Here is a 20,948-nt window from a genome sequence, read left to right on the forward strand (position 1 = left end):
CCGCCGGTGCCGTCCGCCCCCGCCGTGCCGCCGCCGGTGCCGGCCCTGCTGCTGCCCGGTGTCGGTGCCGGCGGCTGCCGTCCTGGCTCGGGCTCGGGCCCTGGTCCCGGTCCCGGTCCTCGCCCCGGTCCTCGGCCTGGTCCGGGCCTCGGCCCTCGCCCGGGCCCTGCGTCGGCCGGCGCGGCCGGCGCGGCCGGGACCGTCGAGCGTTCTGCGGCGCGCGGCGGCTTCCGCCCGGCTCCAGCTCCGCCGCAGCCGGGAGCGTTCGGCCGTGGTCCAGGCGGCGTTGGTGAGCAGGTAGAGGCCGACGGCGAGCGGGACGAACGCGGCCATGACCAACGTTCCGAACGCCATCAGCGGCATCAGCGGCACGATCCGCCGCATGAGCGCGGCGCCGGGCTCGTCCTCGGGCGGCAGCACCGGCCCGAACCCCGTGGCGGCGGCGTGCCGCGCCCGCAGCACCGTCCACCGGGCCACCAGCGCCATCACGGCGAACAACCCCAGGAACACCAGGCCCTGAGGCCCCAGCGGCCCGCCCTCGGCGAGGGCGTCACGCCAGTAGGCACCCAGGGGAGCCCCGAACAGGGCTTCGCGCAGCAGGGTGTTGGTCCGGCCGTCGAGCTGCTCGGCCGAGAACACCTGGTGCATCACGAAGAACACCGGTATCTGGAGCAGCATGGGCAGGCACCCTGCCATCGGGGAGGTCCCCGACTGCGCGTACAGCTCGCGCACGGCCTTGCGGCGGTCGCCGGCGTTGGCCCGGCCGGGGTGGCGGCGGCGCAGCTCGGCCAGGCGCGGAGCCAGCGCCGCCCTGGCGCGCTCACCCCGGAACACGGCCCGGTTCAACGGGTGCAGTGCACCCCGGACCAGGCCGGTGACCAGCACGATCGCCGCGGCGGTCGCGGAGGCCGTGAAGACCAGGGCCAGCGGATCGGCCAGCCAGGAAACGACGGCGGCGAAGACCCCGTAGACGGACACCTGTACCCTCCGGGGTTTCGTCCCCGCCGATCCTCGACGCGATCCCACCCGGGGACAAGGACCGACCGGGCACCCTTGGGGGCAGGGCCTTCCGCTCAGGTCAGCGGCGGTGGCAGTGGTCGGCGCAGCGGTGCGTGTCCTGCCGGTCGGCCGTCGGGCCGGTGAGGAACTCGGACCAGACGGCCTTGCCGGCGAAGGCGCAGCTCTCGAAGCCCCAGGCGGTGGCGAGGGAGGCGACGATCATCATGCCGCGCCCGCCGGTGTCCTCGTCCTGCGCCCGGTTGAGGCGGGGAGTGCCGAGCGGGTCGTCGTCCTCGACCTCGAGGCGGATGTGGGTGTCGTCGGCGTCGATGCGGACGAGGAAGGCGCCTTGGCCCTCGGCGGTGCGGCGGGTGCCGTGCTCGACGGCGTTGGCGGCGAGTTCGGAGACGCACAGGCGGATGTCGTCGGCGCGGCGGGTCAGGTCCCAGGACTCCAGGGTCCGGGTGGTGAAGCTCCGGGCCGCGGCGACGGACTCGGGCGCGGCGGTGAAGGTGTGCTCTGCGTGTTCGTGCCTGGGCATGGGGATCACATCCGGTGTGCGGTGCGGGCGGTGTCGCCTGTCTGCCGACCAGTGAGCCAGATCACCGGTACGGGGTGCATCGTCCGGTCGGTCGAGCCGGGGGGCCACACCGCGGTCGTCGCCCGGACGGCCGCGACGGCCCGGTCGGCCACGAGAGGCCCGGCCGCGCGCCGGCCCCGCCCGCCTGCGCTCGGCTGCGCTCGGCCGCACCCGGCTGCACCGGCCCCGCCCGGTACGACCCCGCGGGTCGTCCGATCGGACGGAGCGGGCCGGCCGGCCGGGTCGCTTCACTGGAGGCGCTCCTCTGCCCGCGCACCGCTTCCGACGGAGTGACCGCTGATGCTGCCGCACGCTTACCGGGACGTCCTGGCCCTGCCCAGGGTCCGTACGACGTTCCTGATGATCTTCCTCTCCCGTCTGCCGCTGACCGCCGTCAGCGTCTCGGTGACCCTGCACGTGACGGAGGAGCGGGGCCTCGGCTACGGCGCCGCGGGCGCGCTCGCCGCCGCCTGGCTGCTGGGCGCCGCCCTGGGGGCGCCCCGGGTGGGGCGGGCGCTGGACCGGTTCGGGGCCCGCCGGGTCGTCTCCGTGTGCGGAGCGTGCTCGGCCCTCTACTGGGGGTTCGCCGGGTTCCTGCCCTACGCCGCCGTCCTGCCGCTGGGCCTCCTGGCCGGCATCGTCGCGGTACCGTTCGCCGCGCTCGGCCGCCAGTACATGGCGGCGCTGGTGCCCGAGCACCAGCGCCGGCCGGCCTTCTGCCTGGACATGATCTCGACCGAGGCCGCCTTCGTCCTCGGGCCGGCCCTGGCCATCCTGCTGGCCTCCCACTTCTCCGCGACGACGGCGCTGACCTCCATCGGGCTGTGGATCGCGCTGGCGTCCGCCGCCCTCGTCACGCTGGGGCCGCCGGTGTCCCGCGGCCTCGCGGGGCCCGGCGCGCGAGCGGGGGAGCGGCGCCGCCGTCACCGGCCGGACGCCCGGGTACGGCGGACCCTGCTCATGGCCGGCGGCTCGGTGTTCGCCCTGATGGGCATGGAGATCGCCATGTACGCCTCGCTGCGGTCCGTCGGGCACGTGCACTGGGGCGGCCTGGTCATGGCGGTCATGGCGGGGGCCTCGATCGTCGGGGGCCTGGTCTACGGATGCCTGCGCCGGCCTCTGCCGCACGGTGCGCTGGCGGCGATGATGTGTGTCCTGGTGCTCCCGGTCGGCCTGCTCGGCCACTCCTGGTGGCTGCTCGCGGTGGCGTTGGTCCCGGCGAACCTGCTGTGCACCCCGGCCCTCGTCGCGGCGACCGAGGCGATCACCAAGGCGGCCCCCGCGGGCCGCACGGGCGAGGCCATGGGCCGCTACGAGTCGGTGACCCGGCTCGGGGTGGCCGCGGCCGGCCCCCTGGTCGGGATGGTGATCGACCGTACGTCCTCCGGCTGGGGCTTCACCGCCGCGGGCCTGGGCGGCCTCGCGCTCGCGCTGCTCGCCGTGTCGCCGTTCCGTTCGCCGGCCCGTGCGTCCGTCCGTTCGTCCGTCCGTTCCTCCGTCGGGACGACAGCCCCGCCCGGCGCGGCCTGATGGAGTGGATGCACGCGACGATCCGTGGAACCCCCGAGGGGTGGGAAGAAGCCGTGCCCCTCATATCTGGAGGAAGTACCCCATGACTGACATCCGTGCGGACCGTGCCCGCCTCTTCGGCTTCCTGCAGGACGCCTCGACCCAGCCCGAGTTCTGGGCCCGGGTGTCCGACGACGTCGACTGGACGGTCCAGGGAACGCATCCGCTCGCGGGCCGCTACCGCGGCAAGGAGGCCTTCCTCGACGCGACGTTCCGACGCCTGGCGGGCGTCCTGAAGGGCGGCGCCCGGCTGAAGGTCGAGCACCTGCACGTCGACGGGGACGTCACCGTCGCCGAACTGCTGTCCACCTCGGTCACCGAGGAGGGCGCGCCGTTCGCCAACCGCTACTGCTGGGTCTGCCGGTTCGACGGCGACACCATCGTCGAGGTACGGGCCTACCTGGACTCCGCCATGGTCGCCTACACGGTCCTACGGGGCGAACTGGGCGCCTCGGCGGGCTGATGCGAGCCGCTTGCCGAGCCGCTGCCCGGGCAGTTCCACGTAGCGGTACGTGAGCTGGCTCAGGCCCAGCGTCAGGACCAGGAAGATCAGGGTCGGGACGAACCTGCCGGGCCCGGTGCCGGGCAGGGTCACGTCCGCCAGCAGCCAGTACACGGCGAACATCGCCGGAATGTGGACCACGTACACGGAATAGCTGATCCTGCCGAGCCAGGTGAGCACCCGCGGGAACGTACGGTGGCGCAGCATCATGCCGAGGCCGAAGGTGAGCCACGCCGCCACGTACGGCAGCGCGAAGCCGGTCCAGTGCTCCGTCCAGGTCTGCGACCGGTTCGGGCCGCGGTTGTACAGGTAACCCGCGAGGAAGCCCGCCGCCAGGACGAACGCGCAGCACACCGCCGCCACGTGGCGGTCGATCCGGCCGTTCTGCGCCCGATGGATCGCCGTGCCCGCGAACATGGTGGCCAGGATCAGCATGCTCTCGAAGAACGGCGCCCGGGCATTGGCCAGCACCAGCAGGAGGCCGAGGCCGCCCAGCATCAGCGCGCCGATCCGGGTCACCTCCGTCCGTCCGGCGAGCACACAGGCCATGGCGGCGACCGTGACGACGGCGACGACGAGGATGAACTTCTGCGTCGACCCGGGGCCGGTGGTGATCAGCTGGGCGGCGACGGTGTTCCCCAGCAGCAGGGCCGCCGCGGCGAAGGCGAGGGCGATCGGGGCGCTCAGCCGGTGCCGGTTCTGCACGAAGAGGGCGGTGACGAGGAAGTAGAAGACCATCTCGTAGGAGAGGGTCCACATCGAGCCCAGTGCGCTGGGGACGTTCAGCATCTCGTTCAGCAGCAGCGCGTTGGCGATGCCGGACCTGACCGGGGCCTCCATGACCGGCTGGGCCACCGCGAAATGGTCGGCGGGCAGGACGAGCACCGCGGCCGTGATCACGACGATCAGCAGCGGATAGATCCGGAAGATGCGGCCGATCCAGAACCCGCGTACGTCCCCCTTCCGTTCGAGCGACGCCGGCACGATGTAGCCGCTGACGAGGAAGAACAGCATCACGGCGTAGATGCCGATGTCGAAGTGCTTGTTCACGAACGCGCCTCCGGGCAGGAGGTGCAGCACCCGGAAGTGGTGGAGGGCCACCAGGAGGGCGGCGATCCCGCGCAGGACGTCCAGCCAGGCCATCCGCGCCACGGGACGTTCGGCGACGGCGAGCGCCCGGGGTTCGGCGCGCACGAGCGCCTGCTGGTCCGTCATGGTCATGGATCGGACGATATCCGGACATGATCAGGGGAATGTTAAATCTGCTCCCGGCCTTCCTCAGGGGGCGGCCGACGCCGCTGCGCCGACGGATCGCGGGGCATGATGGGAAGCTCGTACCGACGTTGGGAGCTCACCGCACATGAGTGCCAGCACGACCCGGAGCGCTTCCACGACCGCGATCGCTCCTCCTGCCGATGCTCCCTCGGCCGGGGACACCGGCACCGACACCGGCACCGACACCAGCACCGGCACCGGCACCGGCACCGTCCGGGCCGGCGGCCCGGCAGGCCCCGCCGGGGCCCTCCGGCGTGCGGCCCGCATCGTCTGGCTGTGGCCGGCCCTGCTGACCCTGGCGCTCGGGGTCTACCGCAGTGGCCGCCCCGAGCTGTGGCGCGACGAACTGGCCACCTGGAACGCCGTCGACCGCACCCCCGCCGAGCTGCTCGCCCTCCTGCACCACCTCGACGCGGTCACCGGGGTCTACTACCTCCTCATGCAGCAGTGGACCGGTCTCGTCGGCCACTCGCCGCAGATGCTCCGGCTCCCCTCGGCGCTGGCCATGGCCGGTGCCGCGGCCTTCGTGGCCCTGACGGGCCGCAGGCTCTTCGGCGCCCGCGCCGGGCTGGTGGCGGGGCTGCTGTTCGCCCTGGTCCCCTCGGTCTCCCGGTACGCCCAAGAGGCCCGGGGCTACGCCTTCGTGGTGCTCGCCGTGGCCGCCGCGACCTTCCTGCTGCTGCGCGCGCTGGACCGGCCGACGGCCGGACGCTGGGCGCTCTACGGCGCCACCGTCCTCATGGCCGGGCTGTTCCACATGGTCGCGCTGGTCTTCCTGGCGAGCCACGGCATCATCGTGCTGACGCGCTGGTGGAGGCGGCGTGAGCGGCGGTGGCTCGTGGGCTGGCCGGTCGCGGTCGCCGTCGCCCTGCTCTGCGTCCTGCCGCTGGTGGTCCTGGGCCAACGGCAGGTGGGCCGGCAGCTGGGCTGGCTCACCGCGCCCAGCGCGAGCTACGTCGTGGACGTCTTCTGGCGGGGCCTGTTCGGTTCCACGGCGGTCAGCCTGTGCTTCCTCGCCCTGTCCGCCCTGCCGCTGGCCTGGACCAGGGGACGCCGTCCGGCCCTGGAGACCGCGCTCGTGGCGGCCCTGCCGGTCCTGCTGCTGTGGATCGTCTCCCAGGGGCCGAGCGCGTACTTCCTCGACCGCTACCTGCTCTTCACCCTGCCCGCCTGGTCGGTGCTGGCCGCCGCCGGCCTGACCGCGCTGCGGCCGCGGGCCCTGACCGCACTGGGGCTGGCCGCGGTGCTCGCCCTCGGCCTGTCCGACCAGGTGAAGATCCGGGGGGCCCACTCCCGCGAGGCCTTCGACGCCCGGGCGGCCGCCGCCGTCATCGCCGAGGGCTACCGCCCGGGCGACGGCTTCGCCCCGCTGCGCGGCACCGAGGCCTACCTCCAGTTCGACATCGCGGTCCCGTACTACCTGCCGGCCCGGATGAAGCTGAAGGACGTCTTCGTCGAGCGGACCAGGCAGGAGCGCGGCGACCTCTACGCACAGGTGTGCGCGGACCCGGCCGCCTGCATCGGCAACGTCCGGCGGGTGTGGGTCGTCACCCAGGGCAGTGCGGACCACCAGCCGTTCAAGGGCTTCCCGCGGGCCGAGACGGACGCGCTGAACAGCACGTTTCCCCGGCGGACGGTGACCGTCGTACCGGGGATGACCGTGACCCTGCTCGAACGCTAGCGCACGGGCTGATCGACGCGTTCCACCTTCTGGGTGCCGTTCAGCGTGCGGTACGACCGGCTCCACGCCGCGGTGGCGTCCTTCTTGGCCTTGTCCGAGACGACGTAGTAGTCCATCTGTGAGGCCTGCGCCGTCACGTCGAGGACGCCGTAGCCGTGCGCGTCCATGTCCACCCACTGCACGTGCCAGTTGGCGGCCTTGACGGCCGCCTCGGCGGGCAGCGACGCGGTGCCGGCCGCGACGTGCAGGGTGTCGTCGAGGTTGTCCGCGGTCACCGAGGTGACCACGAACTCGGTCGCGGCCGAGCCCGAGCCCGGGTAGGTGGCCATGTCGAAGGGGACCTCGTTGGCCCAGGCCATGTGGATGTCGCCGGTCAGGAACACGGTGTTCTTGATGCCGCGGTCCTTGAGGTGGTTCAGCAGCTCCTTGCGGTCCTGCGTGTACCCGTCCCACTGGTCGGGGTTGACCGCCAGGCCGCCCTCGGGCAGGCCCAGCATCTTGGCCAGCGGCCGCATCACGAACGCGGGCAGCGAGGCGAAGGCCACCGGCGAGATCATCACCGAGGTGCCGACCAGCTTCCAGGTCGCGTCCGACGAGGCCAGGCCCGCCTTCAGCCAGTCCAGCTGCGCCCGCCCGGTGATGGTGCGCCCCGGGTCGTCCACCGAGCCGCTGCCCGCCTTGACCTGCTGCGAACGGAAGGACCGCAGGTCCAGCAGGTGCAGGTCGGCCAGGCGGCCGAAGCGCAGCCGGCGGTAGACGGTGCCGGCCACGGAGGTCCGGACGGGCATCCACTCGAAGTAGGCCTGCTTGGCGGCGGCGGCCCGGGCCGCCCAGTCGCCCTCGGTGCCCGGGGTGTGGTTCACGGCGCCGCCCGACCAGGTGTCGTCGGCGAACTCGTGGTCGTCCCAGATCGCCACCATCGGATGCGCGGCGTGCAGCGCCTGGAGGTCGGGGTCGGTCTTGTACTTGCCGTGCCGGGTGCGGTAGTCGGCCAGGGTGACGATCTCGTGCTTCGGCTCGTGCTGGCGCACGACGTACTGCGGGTCCGGGTAGCCGCCGGTCTGGTACTCGTAGATGTAGTCGCCCAGGTGCAGGATCGCGTCGAGGTCGGTGCGGGCGGCCAGGTGGCGGTAGGCGGAGAAGTAGCCGGACTCCCAGTTGGCGCAGGAGACCACACCGAAGCGCACCCCGGCGGCCGTGTCGGAGGCCGCGGTGGTCCGGGTCCGGCCGACGGGGGAGACCACGGTGCCGGCGGTGAACCGGTACCAGTACGAGGTGCGGGGCTGGAGGCCGCGCACGTCCACCTTGACGGTGTGGTCGGTGGCGGCGCTCGTCGTGACGGAGCCGCGGGCCACGACCCGGGAGAACACCGCGTCGGCCGCGACCTCCCAGCCCACTGCCACCGCGGGCCCGAGCCCGGACCCCGGCACCGCCTCGGGGGCCGGGGTGACCCGGGTCCACAACAGGACGCCGTCGGGCAGCGGATCACCGGAGGCCGTGCCGTGCAGGAAGGCCGCCGTCCCGGCGGCGGTACGGGAGGCCTGTGCGGCCTGCGCGGTCTGCGCGGTGCCGAGGGAGGCCACCGGGGCGAGGGCGGCGGTGGCCGCCGCGGCGAGGACGACCGAGCGGCGGCGGGGGAGCGCCTCGCCGTCCACGGGCCCGGAGGAGGAAGGGAGTTGACTGGTCACGGACGATCACGCTACGGGCAGCCGGACGGCCGGGATCATCCCCCGATAGGCCACGGCCGCACGGAGTTTGGCATTAGTCCGTGCGGGCGGGTGCCCGGACCGCGTGTCAGGGCGTCGCGTTCACCGATGAGGAGCTCGTCGGGGCGTGGGACGACCGGGCGTCGGTCCCGGCGCCATCGGCCTCGGCGGCGTCGGCCGCGGCTTCGGCGGCGTCGGCCTCGGCCTCGGCGCGGCTGAGCGCGACCCGGCGGGTGTCCGGCATCAGGACGTAGGTCACCAGGGAGACCAGCGCGCACCCGGACACGTACCAGAAGAACCACTTCTCGTGGCCGCTGTCCTTGAACCACAGCGCCACGTACTCCGCGGTCCCGCCGAACAGCGCGTTGGCGACCGCGTACGGCAGCGCCACCCCGAGCGCCCGGACCCGCGTCGGGAACATCTCGGCCTTGACCGCCGCGTTGATCGAGGTGTAGCCGGTGACCACCACCAGGGCCAGCAGGGACAGGCCCAGCGCGGACCAGTACGAGGAGGCCGACCCGAGGGCGGTCATGATCGGGTACGTCCCCAGCGTGCAGCCCACCGCGAAGGTGATCAGCAGCGGGCGGCGGCCGATCCGGTCGGACAGCATTCCGGCGAACGGCTGGAGCACGGCGAACACGGCCAGGGCGGTGAAACTGACCAGTGTGGCCGTCTTCTTGTCCATGCCCGCGCTGCCGACCAGGTACTTGGTCAGGTACGTCGTGTAGGTGTAGTACGCCACGGTCCCGCCGAGCGTGAGCGCCATGACCAGCCCCACCTGCCGCCGGTGCTGCCACAGGGCCTTCAGCGTCCCGCGCCTGCTGTCGTCGACGCGGGTCCCGGCCGCGCCGTCGGCTCCGTCGGTGCCCTGCGCCTCCTCCTTGAAGGCGTCGGTCTCCTGCAGCCGCCGCCTCAGCCAGAACACGACGACCGCGAACAGCGCACCCAGCACGAACGGCACGCGCCAGCCCCAGCTCTCCAACTGGGCCGTCGTCAGCGTGTGCTGCATGGTGATCAGGATGCCGAGACCGAGCAGCTGGCCGCAGGTCATCGACACGTACTGGAAGGACGAGCCCAGCCCCCGCCGGTCCCGGGCCGACGCCTCGGTCAGGTACGTGGCGCTGGCTGCGTACTCACCGCCGATGCTCATGCCCTGGAGCAGCCGCGCGAGCAGCAGCACCACGGCGCCGAAGTAGCCGGCCTGGCCGTACGTGGGCGCCACGGCGATCAGCAGGGCGGCCACCGACATCATCGTCACCGTGAGGGTCAGCGCGCTCTTGCGGCCGTGCCGGTCCGCGGCGCGCCCGAGCACCCACCCGCCGACGGGCCGCATCAGGAACCCGACCGCGAAGATCCCCGCCGTGTTCATCAGCTGCGTGGTCGGGTTGTCGCCGGGGAAGAAGGAGTCGGCGAAGTAGATGGCGAAGCTGGCGTAGACGAACCAGTCGTACCACTCGACGAGGTTGCCGAGCGATCCGCCCACCAGGGCGAGACGGCGCCGACGACGCTCCTCCTCGGCGGGCGGTACGGACACGGCGGCGGAAGAAGACATGGCGGCTCCGATCGGAGGTCCCGGATCCGGGACGGGCGATGTCCCCGAGCATGCCGAGGCTCCCCGCGCCCGGGGAACCCCGCACGTGCGGATTTGACGCTCCGCTGAGCAAAACAGGCCAGATCGGTGCAGGCGGGACCCGTGTCGTCCGTCCGCTCGTCCGTCCGGACGACAGAGCCGACGGGGCCCTGCTGGTCCACTGGATCCATCGAGCACGGGCAGTCGGCCCGTGCGGACGACGAAAGGAAGTACCGACATGGTCGCCCAGGACATCGCCCAGGCCGTCGCCGCGGAGTTCGGCACCACGCACGCCGCGATCTACGCCGAGTGAAGAACAACGGACGCCCGATGTGTGCGCGAGGCTCCCGGTACCGGTCCGCTCCGGCACCCGGAGCTTCGTCGTACGCCCCCGAAGGAAGGGAACGGCCGCAGGAACGGCAACGGCAGGAACGGGCCGAACGGCGCCGGTGGCACGGCCGACCGGCCGATCTACCTCGACCACCAGGCCACCACCCCGCTCGACCCCCGCGTGCTCGACGCGATGATGCCGTACCTGACCGACCGGTCGGTCACCCGAGCTCGGCGCCCACCACGTACCCCTCGCACGACATGCCGAGCTCCTCGCACCACTCGGTGGCGTAGTGCTCTCCGGTGTACGGGTCGAACCCGTGGAGGACCACGACGTCGCCCGCCGTGTCGATCTCCGCGGCGTAGCAGACGACCCAGTGCAGCCCGGACCCCGAGGCCAGCATCACGGTGCACCTGCCGTCGAACGCGGCCTTGAGGACCTCCCCGGACAGTCGGGGCAGGTACTGGTGCACCACGCCCTCGGGGAACACCGGAACACCGTAGGCGCACACCGCCAGGTGCAGGGCGGTCGCGCCCCCCGTCACACGGGGCATGGCCGCGTGCACCTCCGCGACCGGGGAGTGCGCCCCGACCCGCTCCTCGGCCGCGGCGTAGGCCGTGCGGTACACCTCGACGACCTCCCCCGCCGCCTGCTCGGACATCAGGTAGAGGTGCATCGCCTCGTCGGTCGTCAGCTCCGTGCCGACCGCCCAGTTGCACGCCGTGGCGGTGGCCGCCGCGTAGCACTGCTTGCCCTCCTGCGGGCAACCGGGCGAGGGGACCGCCTCCATGCCGATGAGTGCATGGGTCCGTAGGGTCTTCGCCGGGACCCCCTCGTTGTCCTCCAGGGCCGCTTCGCAGCGCAGGCACAGGAACTCCCCGACCCTGTAGGACGCGAAGCACTTCTTGCACAGGACGAAGGCCGTACAGTCCTTCGGGCACTTGAACAACGCACCCGCTTCGTGGTGGTGCATCGAGAACAGCTCTTCGCACGCGATGCAGGAGTACATCCGGGCCTCCCCTCTGTCGGAACACGGGATTCCGATGCTGTCAGCGGCCGTGCGCGACCCGCAGCCCCTACCGGGCAGGCGATGGGGCACGCGTCGCTTCCTCCACGTGTCGCGCCCGGCCCCCGGCGTCAGCCCACGGCGTATCCCTCGCGGGGCCCCGGCACACGGTCCCACGGCTCGCTGGTGCACAGTCCGTCGGAGGGGTCGTACCAGTGGACCACCGCGACCTCGCCCGCCGTGTCCACCTCGCACGCGTAGATCACCAGCCAGTGCATCGGCCGCGCCAGCATGACGGGTCGTCCCGCGGCGAGGGCCTGCTTCAGGTCCGCACCGGTGATGTCGGCCAGGTACTGCCGCGCGACGGTGTCGGGGAATTCCGGTGCTCCCATCGCGTTCATGGCCCTGACCAGGGCGAGGATGCCGTTCTCGGTGCGCTTCATCGCCGCCTGGACCTCGGTGACGGTGGCCTGCGGCCGGCGCCCGCCCTCTTCGGCGAAGGCCGCCCGGTAGCCTTCGGCCACGGTCCCCACGGCCCTGTCCGAGCTCAGGTAGAGGTGCATCGCTTCATCGGTGGTCAGCTGTACGGACCCGCCGGTCGCCCAGTCGCAGGCCGTGGCGGTGGCCGCCGCGTAGCACTGCATCCCCGTCTGGGGCCGACCGGGGGAGGGGGGCCCGTCCCAGCCGATGAGGGTGTGCCCCGGCGGCAGCACGCGGCGTGCCTCCTCCTGCCCGCTCCGGAGGAACCCCCCGCACGTGCACTGCACCTGACCTCCCGCCTGGTCGACGCAGGCCCGGCACGCGGTCATCGCGGTGGGGCACCCGGCGGTGGGGCAGCGGAACGTGTCCGGCTCCTCGCACGCCAGCTCACAGGCGATGCACACGACCGCGGGGCCCTCGTCGCTGCCGGCCGTGTCCGTGTTCCAGACGGCTCCGCAGCGGTTGCACGAGAAGTCGGTCCCGGCCTCGGGGTAGTGCTCGGCGCAGAACACGATGCCGTCGTCGCAGGTGGCGCAGTATTCGCTCGCTATGCCGGGGTCGCCGCAGACGGAACACGGATGCTCCTCGCGCGCGTACGCGACGGGGCCCGACGCCGAGTGCACCGCCAGGTCCCCGTGGAGGTCCTGCAGGAGCTCGTCGCAGCCGCAGCACCGCCCGATGTCGTCCCGGGCGGCGAAGCAGGGTCTGCACAGGACGAAGTGAAAGCAGCGGGTCGGGCAGAAGAAGAAGTCCCCGGCGGGGTGGAGGGCGTCGTGGTCCCGGTCGAACCGGGTGGTGCAGTCCATGCAGACGTACATGCGGATCCCTTGTGCGTGCTGTCCTTCCCGACGGGATGTGCCGCCGGCCCCGGCCGCCCCTTCGACGGCCTTCGCCAGGCTAGGTGGGGCGTGGCCGGTCTCCCCTCACCAACGGGCGGTTCAACGGGCCGCCCGCCGGGCGCCGGCGTCCGACGGCAGGACTACGCCGATCCGTCCGCCCCGCTCCGCCGCCCGCAGGTCCCGCCAACGCCGGACCGATCGGTGGGCGGCTCGCCCGGCAGCGTTCGCATAGCCTCGCAGAGCCGCCTTGCCAGGGCCGGGAGGGGTTCCGGGAGGGCGGCCCACGGCAGCCGACGCATCGTTCGCCCCGCGCGGTGGCTGCCGCCGGCCCGGTGGGAAGAGACCGGGCCGGCAACGTCGGCGCCCGAGTGGGGGGCGCTCGCTCCGTGGCCTCCTTCGCCGTATCCCCCACGGCGAGGGAGGCCGCACTGCGAGGTCCGTCCCGCCGGTGCTGCGACCGGCGGGACGGCCTCGGGCCACCGACCGGGAAAGGGAACGGCGCAATGAACTCACCTGCGGAATTCGTCCGGTTCGACGAGCTCGACACCGACTACGGGCCCGAGTTCGAGGCCGACGTCGACGCCGTCGTCCGGGTCGTCGAACGCGTCACACGGGACTCCGTCGCCACGGAAGGAACGGGTCGGGCCGTACGGTTCGCGCACGCCAAGCCGTACGGTCTGATGAGGGGTGAGCTCCACGTCCTCCCGGCCACCGACCCGCACTACTTCCAGGGCCTGTACGCCTCGCCCGGCCGCTACCCCGCACTGATCCGGTACTCCAACGGCATGGGCCACATGCGCCCCGATGCCCAGCTCGGAGCCGCGTGCGGCATGGCGGTCAAGCTGTTCGGCGTTCCCGGGGAGTCCCTCACGGACGAACCCACCGCCGGCACGATGGACTACAACCTGATCAACAGTCCCGTCTTCTTCGCGAACACCGCCCGGGACTACCTCACCCTCGCCCGGCTGTTCACCGAGCTGCCGGACGGTACGGCCACCTCCGCCGGCCAGGCCATGTGGCTGCACGCCTTCGTCACCAGGGACGGGACCCTGGAACCCGAGCGCTGGCTCTGGGACGAACTGCTCGCGCTCCTGTCCCAGATGAATTCCCCCCTGCCGCACCTGCTGCACTCGACGTTCTGGTCGATGGGAGCGCTGCGCCACGGCGACCACGTGGCGAAGCTGCGGATCGCGCCGGCCGCGGACACCCCCGCCGCGCCGGCCCGCCCGGTCGACCCCCTGTCCTCGTTGCACCCGGTCCGCGACGAACTCGTCGCGGACGCGGGGACGGCCGACCACCACTTCGACGTACAGGTGCAGCTGTGCGCCGATGTCAAGGCGATGCCGGTGGAGAACTCCTCCGTCCCCTGGCCCGAGCAGCTGTCCCCGTTCGTCACGGTGGCCCGCCTCACCGTGCCCGCCCAGGACATCTCCGCCCCGGACAACCCCGATCGCGCCGACGCGCTGTCCTTCACCCCGTGGCGCACGCCGCGCGAGCACCAGCCGGTGGGCGAGATCCAGACGGTGCGCCGCAGGGTCTACGAACGGTCCTCGGCCCTGCGCCACGAGCTGAACCAGCAGCTCCGTAGGGAGCCCGTCTGCCCTGACGCGGTCCTGCGCTGATCCGGGTGCCGCGTCGCCGACGCCGCCGGGTCAGACCCCGCAGTGCGCCCCCGCCGTCCGGTCGCCGTCCTCCAGGGCGACATGGCAGTGGGGGCACAGGACCTCCCCCTCGTAGCGGTCCAGGCAGGCCGGGCAGAAGATGACGGGGTGCAGGCCCCGCCGGCAGAAGAGCCGGATCCTGTCCGCGTGCGGCACGTTGCAGTCCTGGCAGCGGCGGGGGAGGGTGTCGGCGTACTCGGGGGTCGCCCGGTTGCCGTCCGGGTCCGTCAGGACGGTGCCGCAGCGCTCGCACGGGAATTCCAGGACTCCGGGATAGCAGTCCTTGCACAACAGGACCCCCTCGCATTCCGCGGGGCAGAAGAAGAAGTCACGGGCTTCCCACGCGTGGACGTCCCCTGTCTCGAAGAGGCACTCGCAGACCGTGCAGGTGTACATGGGGGATCTCCTGGTCGAAGGGCCGGGTCGGCACCCGATGCTTTCAAGATCGCCGGAGCCGGACAGCGGCCTCCCGGGCAGGTGTTCGGGCATGTGTGGGGGCACGTGTCCACCGGGGCCGGGCCGGGGGGCTGCGTCAAAGGCTGCCCGTGCGGACGGTGCTGTCGGGCGGGGGCGGTGGCACCATCGGCCGCTGCACCTCGTGAAGGGACGGACACCACCATGGGCCACATCCTGTTAGGGCACGGCGGCCTCCTGGTCGACCCCTCGGTACTGCGCGCGGACATGGAGACGGTCGCGATTCCCCGGGGGACCTCGATCCAGTTCTACGCCGACACGGGTCAGCTGCTCGGGTACGGCGCGGAGGAGCTCGCCCTGTGGGAGCGGATCCGGCCCTGGTGGGCGCCGCTCGACAGCCGCCACGTGACGTACAACCTGGTCCTGGAGAGCTCCGACACCTACGAGGAGGACCTCCGCGACGACCCGTGGTTCGGCGGGCACCGGCTGGTCCGGCCCGGCATCGGGGACGTTCCGGACCCGGTCCTCCTGTGCGCGGGCACCCCCGACACCTGCCCGACCAGACCCGAGCAGGTCGCCGCCGGTGCCCGGCACCGTTGCCGCGGCATCCTGGGCCGGGAGGACATGGTGGGCGAACTGCACTGGGTGGCGTGCACCGCCGTGGTCGGGAGCCCCCACCAGGCGGTGGTCGCCGCCGCGCTGCACGGGCGGCCCGCCAGGACGATGCTCGGTGAGCACCCCGACCGGGCCCTGCGGATGGACGAGTGCGACCTGCGGGCCGTCGCCGAGGTCAACGGGGCGGTCGTGCACGCGGCCGGCGACGGGGAGAGCCTGGAGTACCTGCTCGGCGGCAGCGCGTTCCTGATCTCCCCGGCCGACCGCTGCGCCCATCTCCGCGCGCACGAGCGGTACGCGCTGTGCCAGGAGGACGTCGTCGACGGGGTGCTGACGGTCCGCCGGGCGAGCGAGGACTGGCCGGACGGCGTGGTCGAGGTCACGGACGTCCCCTACGACCGGCAGGACCTGGTGCAGGCCGCCCTCGGGGAATTGTGCCCCGGCGCGGAGATCTGGTTCCTCACCTAGGGGACGGGACGGACGGGAAGCGGGACGGGCAGATATCCGGGGACGGGGGGTGAGGCCGTCGGCCTGGATTCTTGAGACGAAGGGACGACAGGATGGAGATTGTGTAGAAAATCCGAGTGAACGGGGTGCGCCAGCGTGCCGAATCTGAAGCCGAATCTGAAATGGGTCAAGCCGGGACGAGATCTCACCGTCACCTGCAAAGGGAAGATCCCCCGAACCGTGCCGGAGATCGTGCAGACGGCCAAGGTCGACTGGGCATGGATCAACCTCTTCGACGATTATTGCGCGTTCTACGCGCCGAACCTGGAGAAGGAGTACGCGAAGTTTCGCCTGTTCGCCGCGCTGCGCAAAAAGGGTCGGACGTACGAACAAGCGCTGGAGGAGTCACAGGTCCGTGATCTTTTGCCCTTCTGGGGCGACATGGTCGAGGCAGGATTCTCCCCGGCCTGCGAAGAAATAAAGAGCTGGTTGACCCAGGAGGCCAAGGCGATCGCAAACGGTCTCCACGGCGCAGGACGTCCCTTGAAGGGCAAGGAGCTCAACCGCGCCGTCGAGAACATGCTGTCGCAGGAGGCCAACCGTGCCGTCCTCGAAGAGCAGGCCAGGACGGTCGAGGCACAGCACGGCAGCGCCGCGCCCCCTCTGGACGTCACCCTCGCGTACGTCGAGGGCACCCTTGCCGCCATGCGCGAGAGCCTCCAGCCTCAGGTCGAGAAGGTGGGCTCCACCTTCGCGAAGGCGGGTCTGGGGCAGGCGGACTACATGGTCCGGCTCGTCACGGTGCACGAGGGCCTCAGGGCGCCCGAGGCCGCGCTGCGCGCGTGCTGCCTGACCCTGCGGCAGATGAATCCGGCGGACCGGACGCAGGACGAGCTGATCACGTGCTGGCTGGCGTACACGGAGCAACTCCAGGAACTGTGGCGAGCGATGGCCGAGGTCGCCTCCGGTTTCATGCAGTGGTCCGAGAAGGACACCAGGAAGAAGCTCAAGGACAACTTCGAGTCCGCGTACCCGGGAGTGGCCGCGGCCCTGCTGGCCGTCCGGGGCCTGATCGTGGCCGGCGGCGCCATCGTCACGGTCCTGGCCGCCTTCTCGGGCGTGGGAATACCGGTGGCCGTGGCGACGGCCGCCACCACCGCATCGGGTCTCGGGCAGAAGTGCCTGGACGCCATCGAAAAGTTCACCAAGGACGCGGTGGTCGGGACGGACGCCAAGAACCTGGACACGCAGCGGGCCCATACGGGCCGGAATTACCGCGAGCGTCCGTCCAGGAAGGTCGACAGCTCGGCCGTCGAGCGCGGCAATGAGGTGTTCCAGTCTGTCGTCGAGGCCGGCACGGGCGCGGCGGAGCTTGCTTCTGCGGGCGGCGACGGGGTGATGGGCTTCATGGGGAGCGTCCCGGGCATCGGGACGCTGATCGAGGGAGCCGCCACGTTGGCGGACCGGAAGGTGCTCCAGGACGACCGCGATCGCAACGAACAACTGGCGGCGTGGGATCTGGCCGTCGAGGGCACCGAGAGGGAAGACGGGACGGTCGTCGTCTCGGGGCTCGACCCCGCGGCGGGCACAGCACAGCTGGTGGTGAACGGCCGGTCCGGCACCTTGGTGAACGGCCGGTTCTCACCGACCGACCGCAGCGCCGGTCTGGCGGCTGCGTTGAACAGCTGGTGCAAGAGCAAAGGAAACCGCACCCACAGCCTCCGAGTGGCGGATCCGTGGACCTTCGCCGGTCTGACGATGCAGCGGTTCAACATCCTTCACGGTGGCCAGCTGGCAGATCCGGGCACCGTGGCCAGCGCCGTCACCTTGCTGGACGAGACCGAGGAGGGGTTCGTGTGCAGGGCACAGGCATGCGGATTTGGGCTGGACAGTCGCGTCAAGGACTGCTGGACGATCTACTTCCTCGTCACACCGGAGGGCAAGGTGCGCCTGCGCAAGGAACCGGCGCCGACGTTCGAATGGGCGGGGTTCGACACAGAGGGCGATCCGGCCGTCACCGTCTTCGCATGGGGCGAGGAGGACGTCAAGGACCTCCTGCAGATCAGGTCGTGGGACGAGGGCCTGGAGTGCATCCGGCTGGCCAAACAGGCCTACCGGAGTGAGGACCCGACGCATTTCTGGCTCCGTGACCGCACCATCCGGGATGCCCAGGACAGGGAGGTCGCAAGTCTCGACACCATCCAGCAGCTGACGCAGCAGCTGTTCGAAAAGGTGGAGGATCTGGGCCACGAGCTGGAAGCCGGTGTGGCGCGCCTCGTCGACTGGGGGCACCCCTACATCAGGGACATTCTCGGCCAGTGGGAGATCCCGCTCCAGCACTACTGGCAGCTCAAGGAGCTGGAGAAGGACTACGTCGGGGATGCTCTGGACGAGCAGCGGTCCCTACTGTTCGACGAGTGGAAGGCGGGTCCGCAGGAAAAGCTGTTGGTCCCCTTCGTGAACAACGACGACGCGCTGGCCCAGAGCATCGTGCGCGGGCAGCACCTCTCTCTTGAGAAGCAGGGCATGGTCTAGGCACTGGACCGCCCAGGGGCCACTTCCCCGGTCCGCCCGGGGCAGCAGACGGGCCGCGCCATGGCGCGGCCCGTCGTGCTTCCCTCCCCTCTACTCCGTCTTGATGGCGGTCAGCATGTTCAGCTTGGCCGCGCTGCGCGCCGGCCACAGGGCGGCCAGCACGCCCACGATCCCCGCCAGCAGCAGGAAGACCCCGATCCGGGCGTAGGGGATGACGAGTGCGTAGTGCGGGATGTTCGACCGGACGCTCCGGCCGACGGCCCAGGCGAGGAAGGTGCCGAGGCCGACGCCGAGCACGGCGCCGAACAGCGAGATCACCACCGCTTCCAGGCGGATCATGGTCCTGACCCGGCCGCGGTCCAGGCCGATGGCCCGCAGCATGCCGATCTCCTGCGTTCGCTCGAACACCGACATCGCCAGGGTGTTGACGACACCCAGGACGGCGATGATCAGCGCCATGCCGAGCAGGCCGTACAGCAGGTTCAGCATCGTGTCGACGACGCCGCCCATCTCGTGGCGGAGCTCCTGCCTGTCGGCGATCTTGATGGCCGGGTTGCCGCCGAGCGCGTCGACGACCCGCTGCTCGTCCGCCGGGGACTCGCCGCCCGCGGTCTTCACGAAGACCTGGGTGAGGAACGGCTTGCCGCCCGGCCCGAGCGGGATCTGGCGGGCGTCCAGGACGTACGGCGCCAGCACGTCGTTGCCGTCGAAGACCGCCCCGACCGTGAACGTCCGCTTCCTCCCGTCCGCCTGGAAGGCCTTCTCGAACGTGCTGCCGACCGCCAGGCCCGCCTTCCGCGCCGTTTTCTGCGCGACGGCGACCCGACCCTGGGCGAGGCTGCCGAGGGAACCGCTGACCACCTTGAGGTGGACCAGCTCGTCGATGGCGGCCGGATTGACGCCGGACACCTGGTCGAACCCGCCCTTCCCGTCGGTGAGGTACGCGTTCTGCCGGCCCGAGACGGCCGTGACGCCCGGCGTCCTCTCCAGCGCCGTCACCACCGAGGGGTCCAGGGTTCCGCCGCCGGCCATCGTGAGCGTGTAGTCGGCGCGGATCTGGTCGGTGGTCGAGCGGTCGACGGACGCGGCGAGGGTGACGCCGAGCACGGTCAGGCAGGTGACCAGGGTGAGGCCGATGGTCAGCATGCCCGCGGTGACGCCGGTACGGCGCGGGTTGCGGACCGCGTTGCGGGCGGCCGTCGTGCCGGCGACGCCGAACAGCAGGCCCAGCAGCGGCCGTACGGCGGCGATCATCGGCCGGGACAGCAGCGGGATCAGCACGGTCACGCCGATCAGCGCGAGGAAGGCGCCGCCGCCGATGAGCCACCGGCCCCGCTCGTCGCCCCCGGCGGACCCGTACACGACGAGAGCGGAGCCGACGGCGGTCATCAGACCGCCCACGCTGTTGAGGACCATCAGGGACTTGGGGGCGGCCGGCAGATGGGCGCTGCCCAGGGCGGCGACCGGCGCGATCCTGGCCGTGCGGCGGGCGGGCAGCCAGGCCGCGAGCACGGTGACCACGATGCCGACGGCGAGGGCGGTGGTCACGGCGGTCGGGGAGACGACCAGCGGGCCCGCCGGGAGCTTGGCGCCGAAGCCGTTCAGGGCGGACCGCAGGGCCACGGCCAGACCGACACCGACGCCGAGACCGACGGCCGAGGCGACCACGCCGACCACCGACGCCTCGGCCAGCACGGACCGGCGGACCTGGCCCCGGGTGGCGCCGACGGCGCGCAGCAGGGCCAGTTCCTTGGTGCGCTGGGCGACCAGCATGGTGAAGGTGTTGTAGATGAGGAAGATACTGACGAAGAGCGAGACGAGACCGAAGGCGAGCAGTGTCTTCTTGAGACCCGACATGCCCTCCTCGACGGCCTTGGCGTTGCGCTCGGCGAGCGCGGCGCCGGTCTCGGCCTGGACGTCCTTGCCCACGACGGGCTTGATCTCGGACAGCAGGGTGTCGGCGGAGGTGCCGGGCCGGGCGGCGACCGTCGCCTCGGAGTAGTAGCCGGGCCGCAGGTAGAGGGTCTGGGCGACCGCGGTGTCGAACAGCACGAGACTGCCGCCGGCGTTGACCTGGCCGTCCTCGGTGGTGAACACGCCGGAGAGGGTGTACTCCTTCACCGGGCCGTCGGTGGCCACCCGGATCCGCTCGCCGACCCGGTATCCGCCGGCGGTGGCCGAGGCCCGGTCCAGGGCGACCTCGTCGTCCTTCACCGGACCGTGGCCCTGGGTGAAGGTGTAGCGCGGGTCCTTGCCGTCCTTGCCCGGGGCGTAGTTGGTGCCGCGGTTGGTCCAGCCGGAGCCGATCAGCTTGCCGTCGCGGTCGGCGACGCCGGCGAAGCCGGAGACCTGGCCGGTGACGGAGTCGACGCCGTTCAGCTTGCCTATGCGGTCGAGGGTCTGCCGGCTGATGCCGGGCTCGCCCCGGCCCTGGGGCGCCCCGCCGGCGTCACCGACGGGGCCGTAGCGGGAGAGCGAGACGGCGATCCCGTCGTAGCTCTTGCGGGACTGGTCGGACATGGCCTTGCCGACGGTGTCGGTGAAGACGAACGTGCCGGAGACGAAGGCGACGCCGAGCATGACGGCGAGCACCGTCATCAGCAGCCTCGTCTTGTGCGCGAGCACGTTGCGCAGGGCGGTACGGAACATGGAGGTCGGTCCTGGGGCTGGAAGTCTGTGGGTGGCTTCGGAGGATCAGGGACTGATCAGCTCGTGCGGCCCTTGGCGTCGAAGGCCTT

General features: G+C 71.8%; 15 protein-coding genes. 6 read left to right on the forward strand and 9 right to left on the reverse strand.

The features are described 5' to 3' along the window. Together EF918_RS17540 and EF918_RS17545 are read right to left on the reverse strand one after the other, a co-directional pair. Positions 1-978, reverse strand: a 978-nt coding sequence (locus tag EF918_RS17540; protein WP_125646787.1) for a membrane protein insertase YidC, incomplete at its 3' end; no start/stop codon positions are given. A 100-nt stretch (positions 979-1,078) separates the two neighbouring features. After that, positions 1,079-1,540, reverse strand: coding sequence for an ATP-binding protein (locus tag EF918_RS17545; protein WP_125646790.1), 462 nt, complete (start codon positions 1,538-1,540; stop codon positions 1,079-1,081). Positions 1,541-1,879: 339 nt separating this feature from the next. Here EF918_RS17545 and EF918_RS17550 point away from each other — a divergent pair, with 339 nt between their 5' ends. Together EF918_RS17550 and EF918_RS17555 are read left to right on the forward strand one after the other, a co-directional pair. Then, positions 1,880-3,109: an MFS transporter gene (locus EF918_RS17550; RefSeq protein WP_125646793.1), complete on the forward strand. Its 1,230-nt coding sequence runs from the start codon at positions 1,880-1,882 to the stop codon at positions 3,107-3,109. Between the two features lie 82 nt (positions 3,110-3,191). Next, the gene (locus tag EF918_RS17555; RefSeq protein WP_125646797.1) at positions 3,192-3,611 is read left to right on the forward strand and encodes a nuclear transport factor 2 family protein; all 420 of its coding nucleotides are present in this window, start codon (positions 3,192-3,194) and stop codon (positions 3,609-3,611) included. On the opposite strand, the gene EF918_RS17560 is transcribed toward EF918_RS17555, so the two are convergent. Then, positions 3,579-4,871 (reverse strand): acyltransferase, encoded by a 1,293-nt coding sequence (locus EF918_RS17560; protein WP_125646800.1) that lies wholly within the window; start codon positions 4,869-4,871, stop codon positions 3,579-3,581. The genes EF918_RS17555 and EF918_RS17560 overlap by 33 nt on opposite strands. A 139-nt stretch (positions 4,872-5,010) precedes the next feature. On the opposite strand from EF918_RS17560, the gene EF918_RS17565 reads away from it, so the two are divergent. After that, complete coding sequence (locus EF918_RS17565) at positions 5,011-6,606, forward strand: glycosyltransferase family 39 protein (protein WP_185921791.1); 1,596 nt, start codon at positions 5,011-5,013, stop codon at positions 6,604-6,606. On the opposite strand, the gene EF918_RS17570 is transcribed toward EF918_RS17565, so the two are convergent. The 4 genes from EF918_RS17570 to EF918_RS17585 all read right to left on the reverse strand — a co-directional run bounded on the left by EF918_RS17570 (position 6,603) and on the right by EF918_RS17585 (position 12,517). Beyond that, entirely contained in the window at positions 6,603-8,294 is a 1,692-nt protein-coding gene (locus EF918_RS17570; RefSeq protein ID WP_185921792.1) for an alkaline phosphatase, read from the reverse strand. The genes EF918_RS17565 and EF918_RS17570 overlap by 4 nt on opposite strands. Before the next feature lie 106 nt (positions 8,295-8,400). Next, complete coding sequence (locus EF918_RS17575) at positions 8,401-9,864, reverse strand: MFS transporter (protein WP_260610314.1); 1,464 nt, start codon at positions 9,862-9,864, stop codon at positions 8,401-8,403. 569 nt (positions 9,865-10,433) lie between these two features. Next, a complete protein-coding gene (locus EF918_RS17580; RefSeq protein ID WP_125646805.1) occupies positions 10,434-11,222 on the reverse strand; it encodes a hypothetical protein in 789 nt (262 codons plus the stop codon). A gap of 128 nt (positions 11,223-11,350) precedes the next feature. After that, complete coding sequence (locus EF918_RS17585; protein ID WP_125646808.1) at positions 11,351-12,517, reverse strand: hypothetical protein; 1,167 nt, start codon at positions 12,515-12,517, stop codon at positions 11,351-11,353. A gap of 524 nt (positions 12,518-13,041) precedes the next feature. On the opposite strand from EF918_RS17585, the gene EF918_RS17590 reads away from it, so the two are divergent. After that, on the forward strand, positions 13,042-14,160 hold the full coding sequence (locus EF918_RS17590) for a catalase family protein (protein ID WP_125646811.1): 1,119 nt from the start codon (positions 13,042-13,044) through the stop codon (positions 14,158-14,160). A gap of 30 nt (positions 14,161-14,190) precedes the next feature. Here the strand turns inward: EF918_RS17590 and EF918_RS17595 are convergent, their stop codons facing one another. Beyond that, on the reverse strand, positions 14,191-14,595 hold the full coding sequence (locus EF918_RS17595; protein WP_125646814.1) for a hypothetical protein: 405 nt from the start codon (positions 14,593-14,595) through the stop codon (positions 14,191-14,193). A 222-nt stretch (positions 14,596-14,817) separates the two neighbouring features. Between EF918_RS17595 and EF918_RS17600 the strand changes: the two genes are divergently transcribed. Next, a complete protein-coding gene (locus EF918_RS17600) occupies positions 14,818-15,696 on the forward strand; it encodes a hypothetical protein (protein WP_125646817.1) in 879 nt (292 codons plus the stop codon). 135 nt (positions 15,697-15,831) lie between these two features. Then, the gene (locus EF918_RS17605) at positions 15,832-18,210 is read left to right on the forward strand and encodes a hypothetical protein (RefSeq protein ID WP_125646820.1); all 2,379 of its coding nucleotides are present in this window, start codon (positions 15,832-15,834) and stop codon (positions 18,208-18,210) included. Positions 18,211-18,300: 90 nt separating this feature from the next. On the opposite strand, the gene EF918_RS17610 is transcribed toward EF918_RS17605, so the two are convergent. Beyond that, positions 18,301-20,859, reverse strand: a complete 2,559-nt coding sequence (locus EF918_RS17610; protein WP_125646823.1) for an ABC transporter permease — start codon at positions 20,857-20,859, stop codon at positions 18,301-18,303. Between the last annotated feature and the right edge of the window lie 89 nt (positions 20,860-20,948).

The sequence above is a fragment of the Streptomyces sp. WAC06614 genome, from assembly GCF_003949795.1.
Taxonomy (GTDB): Bacteria; Actinomycetota; Actinomycetes; order Streptomycetales; family Streptomycetaceae; genus Streptomyces.